At 61.3% G+C, this 15,595-nt stretch carries 13 protein-coding genes; 9 read left to right on the plus strand and 4 right to left on the minus strand.

Annotated features, from left to right (window positions below):
• The first annotated feature begins 52 nt into the window (after positions 1–52).
• Positions 53–1,180: an AlgP family protein gene (locus ACEN8Q_RS24145; protein WP_413703824.1), complete on the plus strand. Its 1,128-nt coding sequence runs from the start codon at positions 53–55 to the stop codon at positions 1,178–1,180.
• On the opposite strand, the gene ACEN8Q_RS24150 is transcribed toward ACEN8Q_RS24145, so the two are convergent.
• Positions 1,177–1,641: a TIGR02444 family protein gene (locus tag ACEN8Q_RS24150; protein WP_413703825.1), complete on the minus strand. Its 465-nt coding sequence runs from the start codon at positions 1,639–1,641 to the stop codon at positions 1,177–1,179. The genes ACEN8Q_RS24145 and ACEN8Q_RS24150 overlap by 4 nt on opposite strands.
• 50 nt (positions 1,642–1,691) lie before the next feature.
• Between ACEN8Q_RS24150 and ACEN8Q_RS24155 the strand changes: the two genes are divergently transcribed.
• The 5 genes from ACEN8Q_RS24155 to ACEN8Q_RS24175 all read left to right on the plus strand — a co-directional run bounded on the left by ACEN8Q_RS24155 (position 1,692) and on the right by ACEN8Q_RS24175 (position 7,678).
• Entirely contained in the window at positions 1,692–3,602 is a 1,911-nt protein-coding gene (locus ACEN8Q_RS24155) for an ATP-binding cassette domain-containing protein (RefSeq protein ID WP_413426457.1), read from the plus strand.
• Entirely contained in the window at positions 3,602–4,183 is a 582-nt protein-coding gene (locus ACEN8Q_RS24160) for a mechanosensitive ion channel domain-containing protein (RefSeq protein ID WP_413703826.1), read from the plus strand. The genes ACEN8Q_RS24155 and ACEN8Q_RS24160 overlap by 1 nt, the downstream gene beginning before the upstream one ends.
• 238 nt (positions 4,184–4,421) lie before the next feature.
• Positions 4,422–5,054, plus strand: a complete 633-nt coding sequence (locus ACEN8Q_RS24165; protein WP_413426461.1) for a LysE family transporter — start codon at positions 4,422–4,424, stop codon at positions 5,052–5,054.
• A 162-nt stretch (positions 5,055–5,216) separates the two neighbouring features.
• Positions 5,217–7,115: an FTR1 family protein gene (locus tag ACEN8Q_RS24170; protein ID WP_413703827.1), complete on the plus strand. Its 1,899-nt coding sequence runs from the start codon at positions 5,217–5,219 to the stop codon at positions 7,113–7,115.
• Positions 7,116–7,222: 107 nt separating this feature from the next.
• Positions 7,223–7,678: a YaiI/YqxD family protein gene (locus tag ACEN8Q_RS24175; protein WP_413426465.1), complete on the plus strand. Its 456-nt coding sequence runs from the start codon at positions 7,223–7,225 to the stop codon at positions 7,676–7,678.
• Between the two features lie 100 nt (positions 7,679–7,778).
• Here the strand turns inward: ACEN8Q_RS24175 and elbB are convergent, their stop codons facing one another.
• Positions 7,779–8,447, minus strand: coding sequence for an isoprenoid biosynthesis glyoxalase ElbB (gene elbB / locus ACEN8Q_RS24180; RefSeq protein ID WP_413426467.1), 669 nt, complete (start codon positions 8,445–8,447; stop codon positions 7,779–7,781).
• Positions 8,448–8,562: 115 nt separating this feature from the next.
• Between elbB and ACEN8Q_RS24185 the strand changes: the two genes are divergently transcribed.
• Positions 8,563–9,798, plus strand: a complete 1,236-nt coding sequence (locus ACEN8Q_RS24185) for a sterol desaturase family protein (RefSeq protein WP_413426469.1) — start codon at positions 8,563–8,565, stop codon at positions 9,796–9,798.
• On the opposite strand, the gene ACEN8Q_RS24190 is transcribed toward ACEN8Q_RS24185, so the two are convergent.
• Entirely contained in the window at positions 9,779–10,411 is a 633-nt protein-coding gene (locus ACEN8Q_RS24190) for a DedA family protein (RefSeq protein ID WP_413426471.1), read from the minus strand. The two genes, ACEN8Q_RS24185 and ACEN8Q_RS24190, sit on opposite strands and share 20 nt — an antisense overlap.
• A gap of 207 nt (positions 10,412–10,618) precedes the next feature.
• Between ACEN8Q_RS24190 and hemB the strand changes: the two genes are divergently transcribed.
• Both hemB and ppk1 read left to right on the plus strand, forming a co-directional pair.
• A complete protein-coding gene (hemB, locus tag ACEN8Q_RS24195) occupies positions 10,619–11,632 on the plus strand; it encodes a porphobilinogen synthase (RefSeq protein WP_007982864.1) in 1,014 nt (337 codons plus the stop codon).
• An 18-nt stretch (positions 11,633–11,650) separates the two neighbouring features.
• Positions 11,651–13,873 carry a polyphosphate kinase 1 gene (gene ppk1 / locus ACEN8Q_RS24200; RefSeq protein WP_413426475.1) on the plus strand — a complete coding sequence of 741 codons (2,223 nt, stop codon included), beginning with the start codon at positions 11,651–11,653 and terminating at the stop codon, positions 13,871–13,873.
• A gap of 182 nt (positions 13,874–14,055) precedes the next feature.
• On the opposite strand, the gene ppx is transcribed toward ppk1, so the two are convergent.
• Positions 14,056–15,558 (minus strand): exopolyphosphatase, encoded by a 1,503-nt coding sequence (gene ppx / locus ACEN8Q_RS24205; RefSeq protein ID WP_413426477.1) that lies wholly within the window; start codon positions 15,556–15,558, stop codon positions 14,056–14,058.
• Positions 15,559–15,595 lie beyond the last annotated feature (37 nt).

Here is a 15,595-nt window from a genome sequence, read left to right on the forward strand (position 1 = left end):
TTGCAGCAGAGGTCTAGTATGAGCCGCACTCACTTCAGCCAGGAGGTAAACCATGTCGGCCACCAAGAAGCCAGTAAACACTCCATTGCACCTGCTCCAACAACTCTCGAGCAGCCTGCTCGAGCACCTGGAAACCGCTTGTTCCGAAGCCTTGGCTGATGCTGAAAAACTGCTCGCCAAACTGGAAAAGCAGCGCGGAAAAGCGCAAGAAAAACTGCACAAGTCCCGCACCAAATTGCAGGACGCTGCGGCGGCCGGAAAAGCCAAGGCGCAAGCCAAGGCCAAGGACGCAGTGGCCGATCTTGAGAAGCTGCTCGATGCCCTCAAAGATCGTCAATCGGAAACCCGCGGCTACATTCTGCAACTCAAGCGCGATGCTCAGGAAAGCCTGAAACTGGCCCAGGGCGTCGGTCGTGTACAAGAGGCTGTCGGCAAGGCGTTGTCCCTGCGCGCAGCCAAGCCTGCTGCGGCACCTGCGAAGAAAGCCGCCGCCAGACCGGCTGCCGCAAAAGCACCGGCCAAGCCTGCTGCTGCAAAACCGGCAGCTGCCAAACCAGCAGCGAAAACTGCCGCCGCCAAACCGGCTGCGAGAAAACCGGCTGCTGCCAGCGCCGCGAAACCTGCAGCTAAAACCACGGCTGCCAAGCCAGCCGCTGCTCGACCTGCCGCTGCAAAAGCTGTCGCTGCCAAACCAGCAGCGAAAACCGCCGCCGCTAAACCGGCTGCAAAACCAGCAGCAAAACCGGCCGCTAAACCAGCCACCCGGACCGCCGCGGCGAAACCTGCTGCCAAGCCGGCTGCCAAACCTGTCGCTGCCAAACCAGCGGCAAAACCAGCAGCCAAGCCAGCGGCAAAACCTGCTGTAAAAGCGACTGCCAAGCCAGCTGCAAAACCAGCCGCAAAACCGGCAGCAGCGAAACCTGCCGCTGCCGCCAAGCCAGCCGCTGCAAAACCAGCTGCCGCGAAACCGGCCACTGCAAAACCCGCTGCAAAACCAGCAGCCAAACCTGCAGTGAAAAAGCCGGTTGCCGCCAAGCCAGCCACCGCACCGGTTGCCAAGCCAGTCGTACCGGCTGCGCCAGCAGCACCTGCTCCGGCAGCAACTACCTCGACAGTCGCGCCAGCACCTACGCCTGCCGCAACGTCGAGCGCTGTAACCACCCCAACCAGCGCTTCCTAAGTGCCGGTTACCGCGACGCGCAGCTGATGCAGCGCGTCGCGGTGCAGGTGGGCGGCCTCAGCCGTCACACCTTCCAGCCAGGCTGATAGATCGGTCTCGGCACCTTGCGGCCAACTCTGCGCCGTTCTCTGCAGCCGCAACAACAGATGCCGCTCGGCTTCCAGTTCGAGTGCCTTCACTTGTTCGCGCAGGGTCCGCAGGTCGGCGTCCTCCGTGGCCTCGGCCTTCCATTGTGTGCGCAACGCGCGTAGCGGTCGCACGACATCGGTGTCCCACGAGACGGCCACGCTACGTAGTTGCTGCAGGCGTTGCTCATCGCAGGCCACGCACCGTTGTCCCAACCACGCACCACACAGCAACAGACACACATTGACCCCCGCCGACTGCAATTGCAGGCATGCCTGCTCAACGCCCGGACGGGCGTAGGTGGTCAGGGAAAAGCTCCACAGGTCAGAGGACATAGTGCTACTCGCGCCAGTTGCGAGCGAAGCTGGTAGACTCCGCCGCCATTATGATTCGACTTCAGAACCTGACTTTACAGCGTGGCCCGCAACGTCTGCTAGAAGACGCCGAGCTGACCCTGCACGCCGGCCAGAAAGCCGGCCTCATCGGTGCCAACGGCGCCGGCAAATCGAGCCTGTTCGCCTTGCTTCGGGGCGAGCTGCACCCTGACTCGGGTGATTGCTTCCTGCCGGCCGACTGGCGTATCGCCCACATGCGCCAGGAGGTCGACACCCTCGAACGCCTGGCGGTCGACTACGTGCTCGATGGCGACCTGCGCCTGCGCCAGGTGCAACGCGACCTGGCGGCAGCCGAAGCGGCCCATGACGGTGCCGCACAGGCCCGCCTGCACTCGGAACTCGACAGCGCCGACGGTTATACCGCCGACGCCCGGGCGCGCAAGTTGCTGGCGGGTCTCGGGTTCACCAACGAGCAGATGGATCGTCAGGTCGGGGATTTCTCCGGTGGCTGGCGGATGCGCCTGAACCTGGCGCAGGCCTTGATGTGCCCTTCGGACCTGCTGCTGCTCGACGAACCGACCAACCACCTGGACCTCGACGCCATCATCTGGCTCGAAGAATGGCTCAAGAGCTATCCCGGCACCCTGATGCTGATTTCCCACGACCGGGACTTCCTCGATGCCGTGGTCGACCACGTGGCCCACGTCGATCAGCGCAAGATCACCCTGTACCGCGGTGGCTACAGCGCCTTCGAACGCGCCCGTGCCGAACGCCTGGCCCAGCAACAGCAGGCCTACGAGAAGCAGCAGGCGCAACGTGCGCACATGGAAAGCTACATCGCCCGCTTCAAGGCCCAGGCCACCAAGGCCCGTCAGGCCCAGAGCCGGATCAAGGCGCTGGAGCGGATGGAAGAGCTGACCGCCGCCCACGTCGATTCGCCGTTCGACTTTGTCTTCCGTGAATCGCAGAAAATTTCCAGCCCGCTGATCGACCTGTCCGATGCCCGCCTGGGCTATGGCGACAAAGCCGTACTGGAGAAGGTCAAGCTGCAACTGACGCCAGGGGCGCGAATCGGTCTGCTCGGACCTAACGGCGCCGGTAAATCGACCCTGATCAAGAACCTTGCCGGTGAGCTCTCGCCATTGGCTGGCCGCTTGACCCGTGGCGAGAACACCGTGGTCGGTTACTTCGCCCAGCATCAACTCGATTCTCTGGACTCCAAGGCCAGCCCGTTGTTGCACTTGCAGCGCCTGGCACCGACCGAGCGCGAACAGACCCTGCGCGACTTCCTCGGCGGTTTCGACTTCCGTGGTGCGCGAATCGACGAGCCGGTGCTGAATTTTTCCGGTGGCGAAAAGGCGCGCCTGGCATTGGCCTTGATCGCCTGGGACCGACCGAACCTGTTGCTGCTCGACGAACCGACCAACCACCTGGACCTGGAAATGCGCCTGGCGCTGACCATGGCCCTGCAGGAATTCAGTGGGGCGGTACTGGTGGTCTCCCACGACCGTCACTTGCTCAAAAGCACCACCGATAACTTTTACCTGGTGGCGGACGGCAAGGTCGAGGAGTTCGACGGCGACCTGGAGGACTACACTCGCTGGCTGGTGGATTATCGCCAGCGCAATGCCCCGGTCAGCAACACACCGGTCAACCCGGACAAGACCGACAAGAAAGCCCAGCGTCAGGCCGCCGCTGCGTTGCGCCAGCAACTGGCGCCGCACAAGCGCGAAGCCGACAAGCTTGAAGCCGAGCTGGGCAAGCTGCACGAAAAGCTTGCGAAAATCGATGCCAGCCTCGGCGACAGCGATATCTACGAGCCGACGCGCAAGAACGAATTGCGTGATCTGCTGGCCGAACAGGCCAGGTTGAAGGTGCGTGAGGCGGAGCTGGAAGAGGCGTGGATGGAAGCCTTGGAATTGCTGGAAAGCATGCAGGCGGAGCTGGAGGCACTGTCCTGATGGACGCATTCAAACTGCCGTTGCCGGCGGTGTGGGTCGAACCGATCTGGCTCGGTGTGCAAATCCTGCTGATCCTGTTGGCCGGTTACTTTGCCCAGCGCGTCGTCGCCCGGTTCCTGACCCGCCTTGGTGAGCGCTATCCGTTCCCGCCGCAACTGCTGATGCCGCTGCGGGGCGGTTTGCGCTGGCTGATCATGGGTAGCGCGCTGATTTTCGTCCTGGAACGACTCGGTGTGTCGGCCACGGTGCTCTGGACCGCATTGTCGGGTTTCGTCGCGGTCGCGGCAGTGGCGTTTTTCGCCATGTGGAGCGTGCTATCGAACCTGCTGTGCGCGATCCTGATCTTCACCGTCGGCCCGTTCCGCCTGGGTGATGTGGTCGAGTTGGTGGACACCACCGACAAACCCGGCGTCAAAGGCCGGGTGGTGGCGATCAATCTGCTGTACACCACGCTGGTCGAGGCCGAAGAACTCGGCACTGGCAGCGCCATGGTGCAAGTGCCCAACAGTTTGTTCTTCCAGCGTTCGGTGCGGCGCTGGCGCGGGACGGATGTGCTTCCTTCCAACGGGTTTGAAAAGTAAGCCTTCTGCTGTCCGATAGATTGCCTTCGCGAGCAAGCCCGCTCCCACATTTGCTCTTCGGTAGACACAAACTTTTTGAGCACCGCAGATCCAGTGTGGGAGCGGGCTCGCTCGCGAAGGGGCCCTCAAGTCGTAAGCGCTGGTCGGCAACCGCAACATCCCGCAAAAAAATCGGTAGTCATCCACCCAAAGCCGCATTAGCTTAGACGTCTGTCACGAGTCTGAGTCGAGGTGTGCAATGGAGCTTCAAACATGGCTGGCGTTTTTTGCCGCCTGCTGGGTGATCAGCCTGTCCCCCGGTGCCGGCGCCATTGCGTCGATGTCCAGCGGTCTGCAGTACGGTTTCTGGCGCGGTTACTGGAACGCCCTGGGCCTGCAACTGGGCCTGGCTTTGCAGATCGCCATCGTCGGTGCCGGTGTCGGCGCCATTCTCACGGCTTCGGCCACGGCCTTCTACGCCATCAAATGGTTTGGCGTGGCGTATCTGGTTTACCTCGCGATCAAGCAATGGCGTGCGCTGCCCAGCGATATGAGCGATGACGCGGCAGTGCGCCAGATCGGCAAGCCGATGGCCCTGGTGTTCCGCGGTTTTCTGGTGAACATCAGTAACCCCAAGGCGCTGGTGTTCATGCTGGCGGTGTTGCCGCAGTTCATCGACCCCCATGCTCCACTGCTGATCCAGTATCTGGTGATCGGCGTGACGATGGTCTGCGTCGATCTGATCGTCATGGCCGGTTACACCGGTCTGGCGTCCAGGGTGCTGCGTATGCTGCGCACACCAATACAGCAAAAACGCATGAACCGGACCTTTGCCGGGCTGTTCATCGGTGCGGCAGCGTTCATGGCGACGCTGCGCAGAGCCGCGGCGTAAATCGACCGAAACCCGAAAAGGCGACCCATGCGGTCGCCTTTTTTATTGGCGTATCAGTTCCTTGGAGAACCCTCGAAGTCGCAGGAAGTCCCGACAAAGCTTGAGCGAAACCCGTTGGGCGTTAACAATATGTAACTTCGTTTTTCCAATTGAGACTCATTCATGATTTCCCCCTCCCGTTTCCTGGCCTGGCTGTTGCTGCCGCTGCTCGCGGCGAGCAGCGTTCAGCTGCTGGCCGCCCCCGCCGAAGGTGCGCCGCAGGCGCTGCACTTGCTCGATTACATCGGCGCGGATTACCCGGACACGGTGCAGGCGGGCAGCATCATGGATGAGGCCGGGTTTCGCGCGCAGCAAGAGTCGGTCAAGACGCTGGGAAGTCTGCTGGCGGCCATGCCGGCCAAACCGGAAAAAATTGCCCTGGAGCAAAGCCTGGTCGCGCTTGGAAGCTCCATCAGCGCCCGTCAGGACGGTGCCGACGTCGCGCGCCAGGCCCGCCAACTGGGGGCAAAGCTGGCCGTGGCCTATGAAGTCAGCCAGGCTCCGGTCATTACGCCGGACCCGGCGCGTGGTGCGCCACTGTACGCTCAGCATTGCTCGGTCTGCCATGGCGATACAGGGGCCGGCGATGGCCCGGCAGGTGTCGGCATGACGCCACCGCCATCCAATCTGCGTGATAGCACACGACTGGATCGACTTAGCCTCTACGCGATCTACAGCACCTTGGGCCTGGGTGTTGAAGGGACCGACATGCCAGCCTTTGCCGATCAGCTGGATGATCGTCAGCGTTGGGATCTGGCTACCTATATCGCCAGCTTCAGTGTCGACCTGGCTACAGCCAATGCTGACAGAACCTACAACATCGCCGACCTGGCTCGTCAGACCCCGGCCGAAGTGCAGGCCGTCGAAGGCCCGCAGGCCGCCGCGACATTCCGTGTCCAGCGAGCGCAACCGCCGCAGGTCAAGCGTGGCCCGGCACAATTGCTCGACTACACCGCAGCCGCTCTGGACAAGAGCATCGTGGCGTATCGTGCCGGTGAGCATGATCAGGCTTATGACTTATCGGTAGCGGCGTATCTGGAAGGCTTCGAGCTGGTTGAAAGCTCGCTGGACAACATTGACGCCAACGTGCGTAAAGACACTGAAAAATCCCTGATGGCCTACCGTCAGTCGTTGCAGGACGGTTTGCCGGTGAGCGACGTCGAACAGCGCCTGGAGGCGGCCAAGGCCAGGTTGAAGGCATCGGCCAGCCTGCTGGGCAACGACGGTTTGAGCTGGTCGCTGAGTTACATTTCCGGCTTGCTGATTCTGTTGCGCGAAGGCCTTGAAGCGATTCTGGTGCTGGCGGCGATCCTTGCTTTCCTGCGTAACACGGGTCAACAGGCGGCGGTGCGCAGCGTCAACGTCGGTTGGGGCCTGGCGTTTCTGGCGGGGCTGGGCACCTGGGCGCTGGCAGCCTATGTGATTGATGTCAGCGGTTCGCAGCGCGAATTGCTGGAAGGCGCGACAGCGTTATTTGCCAGCGTCATGGTGCTGTGGCTGGGAGTGTGGATGCATGACCGTCGTCACGCGGCGGCCTGGCAGGATTACATCAAGACCAGCATGGTGGGTGGCGGTGGGCGTTTCGGCTTTGCGACCCTGGCGTTTTTCTCGGTGTATCGCGAACTGTTCGAAGTGATTCTGTTCTACGAAACCCTGTGGTTGCAGGCAGGTCCCGCGGGGCACAACGCGGTGTTGGCAGGTGGAGCCACGGCGGTGGTGCTGCTGGTCGGCCTGGCCTGGGTGATTTTGCGCGGTTCGGCGAAATTGCCGCTGGCGCTGTTCTTCAGCATCAATGCTGGTCTTTTGTGCGCCTTGTCGGTGGTGTTCGCCGGACATGGCGTGAAGGCGCTGCAGGAAGCGGGAATATTCGGTACGCGGCCGGTGCCGTTCTTTGAGTTCGACTGGTTGGGGATTCATGCCGATGCGTATTCGTTGAGTGCGCAGGCGGTGGCGATCATCGCGATTGTCGTGTTGTATGGCCGTAGCCGGGTGGTTGCGAAGCAGCGGGTACAGATTTCTTAAACAGCATTCGCTGCGCTCACATTCGCGGGCAAGCCCGCTCCTACAGGATTGCGTATAACCTGTAGGAGCGGGCTTGCCCGCGATGTTTTTTCAGAAAGGATCAAAACATGCGTGTCTGGATCGATGCCGACGCCTGCCCTCGGGCAGCGAAGGATCTGGTGGTGAAGTTCGCCCTCAAGCGTCAGTTCGAAGTGGTGCTGGTAGCCGGGCAGCCGCAGATCAAGCCCGGTCTGGCGCTGGTCAAGCTGATCGTGGTGCCGAGCGGCCCGGATGCGGCCGATGATTACCTGGTGGAGCACGCAGTTCCCGGTGAATTGGTGATTTGCAGCGATGTACCGTTGGCCGACCGTCTGGTGAAGAAGGGCGTGGCCGCGCTCGATCCGCGCGGGAAGGAATTCGATGCGCAGAACATGGGGGATCGGCTGGCCGTACGCAACCTGTTCACCGATTTACGCGAACAGGGGCAAATGGGCGGAGGGCCAGCGCCGTTTGGCGACCGTGAGAAGCAGGCATTTGCCAATGCGCTGGACCGGATACTCACACGGCTGGCCCGTAAACTGTAGGAGCGAGCCTGCTCGCGATGGACGTCAACGATGACGAGTGCTGGCTGGATGAACGCGGTGCTCTCACGTCCATCGCGAGCAAGCTCGCTCCTACAGTGTGTCAGGCGTCGTTTTCGTGGGTCAGTTCGAGCACGCGGTCGACCAGTTTGTTGATGCCGGAAGCCGCCTCGCTGATGCTCTGCGCCAGCATGTAGGCCGGGGTGCTCACCAGTTTGCGTGCCTTGTCCTCGACGATGTCGCTGACCGCGCAATCGGTATGGGTCGCGCCCATCTTGTTCATCGCGGCGGCGGTGTCGGTGTCGTTGCCAATGGTGCAAGTGACGCCGGGGCCGTAGATCTTGGCCGCCAGGGCCGGGGAAATGCACATCAACCCCACCGGTTTGCCGGCCTCGGCAAAGGCTTCGGTCAGTGCCAGGACATCCGGTTGAACTGTGCAGCCGGCGCCTTGAATGGCGAAGTTGGACAGGTTCTTGGCCGAGCCGAAGCCGCCGGGCACGATCAGCGCATCGAAGTCATCGACGTTCGCGTCACGGATATCCTTGATGTTGCCCCGGGCAATCCGCGCCGACTCCACCAGCACGTTGCGCGATTCGGGCATTTCTTCGCCGGTCAGGTGATTGATGACATGCAACTGCGCGATGTCCGGAGCGAAACACTGCACCTGCGCCCCGCGCTGATCCAGGCGCAGCAGGGTGATGACGCTCTCGTGGAGCTCGGCGCCGTCGTACACGCCACAACCGGAAAGGATCACTGCAACTTTTTTGCTCATGGGCTTTTCTCCAGATTCATGGCGTTAAATGTCCACTAATTTGGCACTCGTTGCCATAGGGTTAATTGACGGTTACACATAGCATCTGTCCTCTGGACTCCGGTCAGGGCGCGTCATGGACTTCATTCTGTATGCGGTGCCGTTTTTCTTTGTGCTGATCGCCGTCGAGCTGCTGGCCGACCGTTGGCGCGGGGTGCGCAATTATCGGTTGGCGGACGCGATCAACAGCATCAGCACCGGCGTGCTGTCGACCACCACGGGGCTGCTGACCAAAGGCGTGGGGTTGGTGACCTACGCGTTTGCCCTCAAGCATCTGGCGCTGTTCGAGTTGTCGGCCGACAGCGTCTGGACTTGGGTGTTTGCTTTTGTCTTCTATGACTTCTGTTACTACTGGCTGCACCGCATGGGCCACGAACGCAACATCCTCTGGGCCGCGCATTCGGTGCATCACCAGAGCGAGGACTACAACCTGTCCACGGCATTGCGCCAGACCAGCACCGGATTCCTGCTGAGCTGGATCTTCTATCTGCCGCTGGCGGTGTTCGGCGTACCGCTGCTGGTGTTTGTGAGCGTCGCCGCGCTGAACCTGCTGTACCAGTTCTGGGTGCATACCCGGCACATTCCCAAGCTTGGCTGGTTCGAATGGTTTTTCGTCACGCCATCCAATCATCGGGCTCACCATGCACAAAACGCTCTCTACATGGATCGCAACTACGGCGGCGTGTTCATTATCTGGGACCGTCTGTTCGGCTCGTTCCAGGAAGAAGACGACAGCGAGCCGGTGATCTTTGGCGTGACCACGCCGCTGGCGAGCTGGAATCCCGTGTGGGCGAACGTGCAGTTCTATGCACAGTTGTGGGCAGATGCGCGGCGTGCCGAAAGTACCTTGGACAAATTGCGGATCTGGTTCATGCGTACCGGCTGGCGCCCGGCGGACGTGGCGGCCAAATACCCGATGAACAAGCCGGACCTGACCCGGTTCCGCAAATTCGAGGTGCCGCTGGACGGGCGTCAGCAGCTCTACATCTTGTTGCAGTTCTGCGTGTACATCGCGCTGGGCAGCTACTTGATGAGCCTTGAACCGAAGCTGTCAGTCGCCGCCCTGGTGTTGGGCTGGGGAGCGGTGGCGTTTGGTCTGTTTGTGCTGGGCGTGGCCCTTGAGGATCGCCCATGGGCGTTGAAGCTGGAGCTGGTGCGACTGACGTCGAATCTGCCTTTGGTGTGGCTGGCACCAATGGTGGGGCTGTGGCCGGCCAGCATGGTGGGCTGGGTCGGCCTGCTCAGTTACAGCCTGTTGAGCGGCATCGGTCTCTACTGTTGCAGAAACCGCATCACTCGACTGGCGTCGTAGGGCCTTCGGTTTTGATGCTTTCGGCTTTCAGCGCTTGTTCGTCGGCGTAGACCTGCTTGGCCAGGCGGGCATTCTTGAAGCGCCGACGCAGCCATAGCACGAAGCCCAGGACCAGCAGGGCGCCGAGCACCCAAAGCTCGTACTTCTTCACACTGCCGAGCATGCCTTCGAGCACTGCGCCGAAATGGTACGCGGCCGCCGCCAAGGCTGCGGCCCAGATCGCCGCGCCAATGCCGTTGAGCAGCAGGTAACGACCCGGCGGGTAGCCTGACAACCCGATGGCCACCGGCATGACCGTACGCAAACCGTAAACGAAGCGGAAGCTCAATACCCAGATGTCCGGATGCTTGCGAATGTGTTCCAGCGCCCGGTCACCCATCATCTGCCAGCGCGGCTTGCGCGCCAGCAGTTTGCGGCCGTGCTTGCGCCCAAGGAAGTACCACAGTTGGTCGCCGGCATAGCTGCCAAAGAAGGCCACGACCACCACCAGGTTGATGTCCATGTATCCACGGAACGCGAGGAAGCCCGCGAGTACCAGAATGGTTTCGCCTTCGAAGAACGTGCCTAGAAAAAGGGCAAAGTAGCCGAAGTCATGCAGAAATTGTTGGAGCATTGTCTGGGTGCTGGCGAAATGAACGCGCAGCCTAACCCTTCGGACACATTCAGGAAAGTGTCCAAATGTGTCTCGACGTGAACATTTCCTACAACGACAATGGAATGCGGCTACGTGTCGCGGGATGCACACAACTGTCATCTGTTCGTCATAATGGCCGCTTATAACTGTCACGCTCGCCCGTAAGCGCGGGCTCAGGAGTCTGCCGTGAGCTTTACCCCCGCCAACCGTTTGTTCCCTGCAACCCGCCTGCGCCGCAACCGTCGTGACGACTTCTCGCGTCGTCTGGTCCGTGAAAACGTCCTGACCGTCGATGACCTGATCCTGCCGGTGTTCGTACTGGACGGTGAAAACCGTCGCGAAGCGGTGGCTTCGATGCCGGGTGTCGAACGCCTGACCATCGACCTGTTGCTGGAAGAGGCGGCCAAGTGGGTCGAGCTGGGGATTCCGGCGCTGGCACTGTTCCCGGTGACGCCAGCGGAGCTCAAGTCCCTGGACGCCGCCGAAGCGTGGAACCCGCAAGGCATCGCCCAACGCGCGACCCGTGCGCTGCGTGCGCAATTCCCGGAGCTGGGCGTGATCACCGACGTCGCCCTGGACCCGTTCACCACCCACGGCCAGGACGGCATTCTTGATGAAGAAGGCTACGTGCAGAACGACATCACCGTCGACGCACTGGTCAGGCAAGCCCTGTCCCACGCCGAAGCCGGCGCTCAGGTCGTGGCGCCATCGGACATGATGGACGGTCGCATCCAGGCGATCCGCGAAGCCCTGGAAGTGGCCGGTCACGTCAATGTACGGATCATGGCCTACTCGGCCAAGTACGCCAGCGCCTATTACGGCCCGTTCCGCGATGCGGTCGGTTCGGCGCTGAACCTGGGCAAGGCCAACAAGGCCTCCTATCAGATGGACCCGGCCAACAGCAACGAAGCGCTGCACGAAGTGGCGGCGGACTTGTCAGAAGGTGCAGACATGGTCATGGTCAAGCCAGGCATGCCGTACCTGGACATCCTGTGCCGGGTAAAAGAAGAATTCAAAGTGCCGACGTTTGTGTATCAAGTCAGCGGCGAATACGCCATGCACATGGCGGCGATCCAGAATGGCTGGTTGAGCGAAGGGGTTATCCTCGAGTCCCTCACCGCTTTCAAACGTGCAGGGGCTGATGGCATCCTGACGTACTTTGCCGTTCGTGCTGCCCAATTGTTGCGAGAGCAAAAATAGCCCTCCCAGGAACATTCGATGAATACCGAAGTACTCACTGAAGTTGCCGTAAAAGACGCTCAACCTGTGGTGGAGCAAGTCGACGAGACCCCGCCGGAGCTGGAGCCAGCTCCGCCCGCGGCGGTCGTCGAAACCGCTGCGACAGTGCCAGCGGTGGCCATTCCCGGCCTGGATGACAGCAGCCTGTACATCCATCGCGAGCTCTCGCAACTGCAGTTCAACATCCGCGTGCTGGAACAGGCGCTGGACGAGTCCTACCCTTTGCTGGAGCGGCTGAAGTTTCTGTTGATCTTCTCCAGCAACCTGGACGAGTTCTTCGAAATTCGTGTCGCCGGCCTCAAGAAGCAGATCACTTTCGCCCGTGAACAGGCCGGCGCCGATGGTCTGCAACCGCATCAGGCCCTGGCCCGCATCAGCGAGCTGGTCCACGGTCACGTCGATCGCCAGTACGCGATCCTCAACGACATTCTCTTGCCGGAGCTGGAAAAACATCAGGTCCGCTTCATTCGTCGCCGCTACTGGACCACCAAGCTCAAAACCTGGGTCCGCCGCTATTTCCGCGACGAGATCGCGCCGATCATCACTCCGATCGGCCTCGACCCGACGCACCCGTTCCCGTTGCTGGTGAACAAGAGCCTGAACTTCATCGTCGAGCTCGAAGGCATCGACGCCTTTGGCCGCGATTCCGGTCTGGCGATCATCCCGGCGCCACGTCTGCTGCCGCGCATCATCAAGGTGCCGGAAGAAGTCGGTGGCCCTGGCGACAACTATGTATTCCTGTCGTCGATGATTCACGCTCACGCCGACGACCTGTTCCAGGGCATGAAGGTCAAGGGCTGCTACCAGTTCCGCCTGACCCGTAACGCCGACCTGGCGCTGGACTCCGAGGACGTCGAAGACCTGGCCCGCGCCTTGCGCGGCGAACTGTTCTCCCGTCGCTATGGCGATGCGGTGCGACTGGAAGTGGCCGACACGTGCCCCAAACACCTGTCTGACTACCTGCTCAAGCAGTTCAACCTGGGCGAGACCGAGTTGTATCAGGTCAACGGTCCGGTGAACCTGACGCGGCTGTTCAGCATCACCGGCCTGGACAGCCAGCGCGAGCTGCAATATCTGCCGTTCACCCCGCAGATCCCGAAACTGCTGCAGAACAGCGAAAACATTTTCAGCGTGATCAGCAAGCAGGACATCCTGCTGCTGCACCCGTTCGAGTCGTTCACCCCGGTGGTCGACCTGTTGCGCCAGGCTGCCAAGGACCCGCACGTGCTGGCGGTGCGCCAGACCCTGTACCGGTCCGGCGCCAACTCGGAAATCGTCGATGCGCTGGTGGATGCGGCGCGTAACGGCAAGGAAGTCACCGCGGTGATCGAACTGCGGGCGCGGTTCGACGAAGAGTCCAACCTGCAACTGGCCAGCCGCCTGCAAGCGGCCGGTGCGGTAGTGATCTACGGTGTGGTCGGCTTCAAGACCCACGCCAAGATGATGCTGATCCTGCGTCGCGAGGCCGGTGAAATCGTGCGTTATGCGCACCTCGGTACGGGTAACTACCACGCCGGCAACGCCCGCCTGTACACCGACTACAGCTTGCTGACCTCAGACGATGCCTTGTGCGAAGACGTCGGCAAACTGTTCAGCCAGTTGATCGGCATGGGTAAGACGCTGCGCATGAAGAAATTGCTGCATGCGCCGTTCACCCTGAAAAAGGGCATGCTCGACATGATTGCCCGCGAAACCCAATTTGCCCTCGACGGCAAACCGGCGCACATCATCGCCAAGTTCAACTCGCTGACCGATCCGAAGATCATCCGCGCGTTGTACAAGGCCAGCCAGTCGGGCGTGCGCATCGATCTGGTGGTGCGTGGCATGTGCTGCCTGCGACCGGGCATCGCCGGGGTTTCCCACAACATCCACGTGCGCTCGATCATCGGTCGCTTCCTGGAACACACCCGGGTCTTCTACTTCCTCAATGGCGGCGAAGAACAGATGTTCCTCTCCAGCGCCGACTGGATGGAGCGCAACCTCGATAAACGCGTCGAGACTTGCTTCCCGGTGGAAGGCAAGAAGCTGATCATGCGGGTCAAGAAAGAGCTGGAGCTGTATCTCACCGATAACACCCACAGCTGGAGCCTGCAGTCGGACGGTCGTTACATCCGCAACACGCCGACCGGTAACCAGAACCCGCGTAGCGCCCAGGCGACATTGCTGGAGCGTTTGGGCAGCCCGATCCTGGCTGTTCGGTAACGCGGGCGAGGTATAAAAAATGGCGATCCCTGCGGATCGCCATTTTTGTTTACACCGCCACCCCCTGTTGTAGGAGCGAGTTCGCTCGCGATGGACGTGAACGATGATGCGTGCTGCCTGGAGAAAAGCGTCGCGTGCCAGTTTTTCGCGAGCGAGCTCGCTCCTACAACAGGGGCGGTGTTTTAGCGAGCGTTGAGGACGATATCGACCCGTGTCAGCCATTCCGCCTCGATGGCGAAGTCAGCCTGGGTCAACTGGTTTTCATCCAGCCAGTTTTCCGGGAAAACCACTTCCAGGTGGTTGTCATAGGCGTTCAGTTCCACCTGGGGCATTTGCTGGGTGCCACGTATGTGGTGGAACAGAATCGCAAAGCGCAGCAACACGCACAGGCGAATCAGCTTGGTGCCGTCATCGCCGAACTCGGCGAACTTGTCCTTGGGAATGTTGCGTCGGTGGCCGCGTACCAGCAGCGCGAGCATCAACTGGTCTTCGCGGGAAAATCCGGCGAGGTCCGAGTGCTCGATCAGGTAGGCGCCGTGCTTGTGGTACTGGTAGTGGGCGATGTCCAGGCCCACTTCATGGACCTTGGCCGCCCAGCCGAGCAGTTCGCGCCAGACGCCGTCTTCCAGATCCCAGTCCGCGGCCACCTGGTCGAACGCATGCAGTGCCTTGCGCTCGACTCGTACCGCTTGTTCCTGATCGACGTGGTAGCGCTCCATCAGCGAAGTGAGGGTGCGTTCGCGCACGTCTTCGTGATGATGGCGGCCCAGCAGGTCATAGAGCACGCCTTCGCGCAAGGCGCCTTCACAGTGATCCATGCGTTGCAGTTCGAGGGAGTCGAAGATCGCTTCGAGGATCGCCAGGCCGGCCGGGAAAATCGCCCGGCGATCCGGTTTGATGCCTTCGAAATCGATTTTCTCGACGTCGCCCAGCTTGATCAGTTTGCGCTTGAGCCAGGCCAGACCTTCGGCGTTGACCTCGCCGGTGCTGTGGCCGCCAGCCTTCAGCGCCAGACCGATGGCGCGGATGGTGCCCGAGGAGCCAATGGCTTCATCCCAGGTCAGGCGATGCAGGGCGTGCTCGATGCTCATGATCTCCAGTCGCGCCGCGGTGTACGCCTGGGCGTAACGGGCCGGGGTGATCTTGCCGTCCTTGAAATAGCGTTGGGTGTAGCTGACGCAACCCATCTGCAGGCTTTCGCGCAGCAGCGGTTCGAAGCGCTGGCCAATGATGAACTCGGTACTGCCGCCGCCGATGTCGGCCACCAGGCGCTTGCCCGGGGTGTCGGCGAGGGTGTGGGACACGCCGAGATAGATCAGGCGCGCTTCTTCACGGCCGGAAATGACTTCCACCGGGTGGCCGAGAATTTCTTCGGCGCGACGGATGAATTCGGCGCGGTTGCGCGCTTCACGCAAGGCGTTGGTGCCGACGATGCGAACGGCACCGGTAGGCATACCGCTGATCAGTTGGGCGAAGCGCTTGAGGCAGTCGAGCCCGCGCTGCATCGATTCTTCGTTGAGATGGCGCTCTTCGTCGATGCCTGCGGCCAGCTGAACCTTCTCCCCGAGACGCTCGAGAATGCGGATTTCAGCGTTCTGGGCCTTGGCCACGACCATGTGAAAACTGTTGGAGCCCAGGTCGATTGCGGCGATCAGGGACAGATTCTTGGCTTGAGATTGCGGCATGGTCTGGGGTCTCGGTCGATAACCTCGACATCGTGCC

The sequence above is a fragment of the Pseudomonas sp. Pseusp16 genome (genome assembly GCF_047324915.1).
Taxonomy (GTDB): Bacteria; Pseudomonadota; Gammaproteobacteria; order Pseudomonadales; family Pseudomonadaceae; genus Aquipseudomonas; species Aquipseudomonas fluorescens_CD.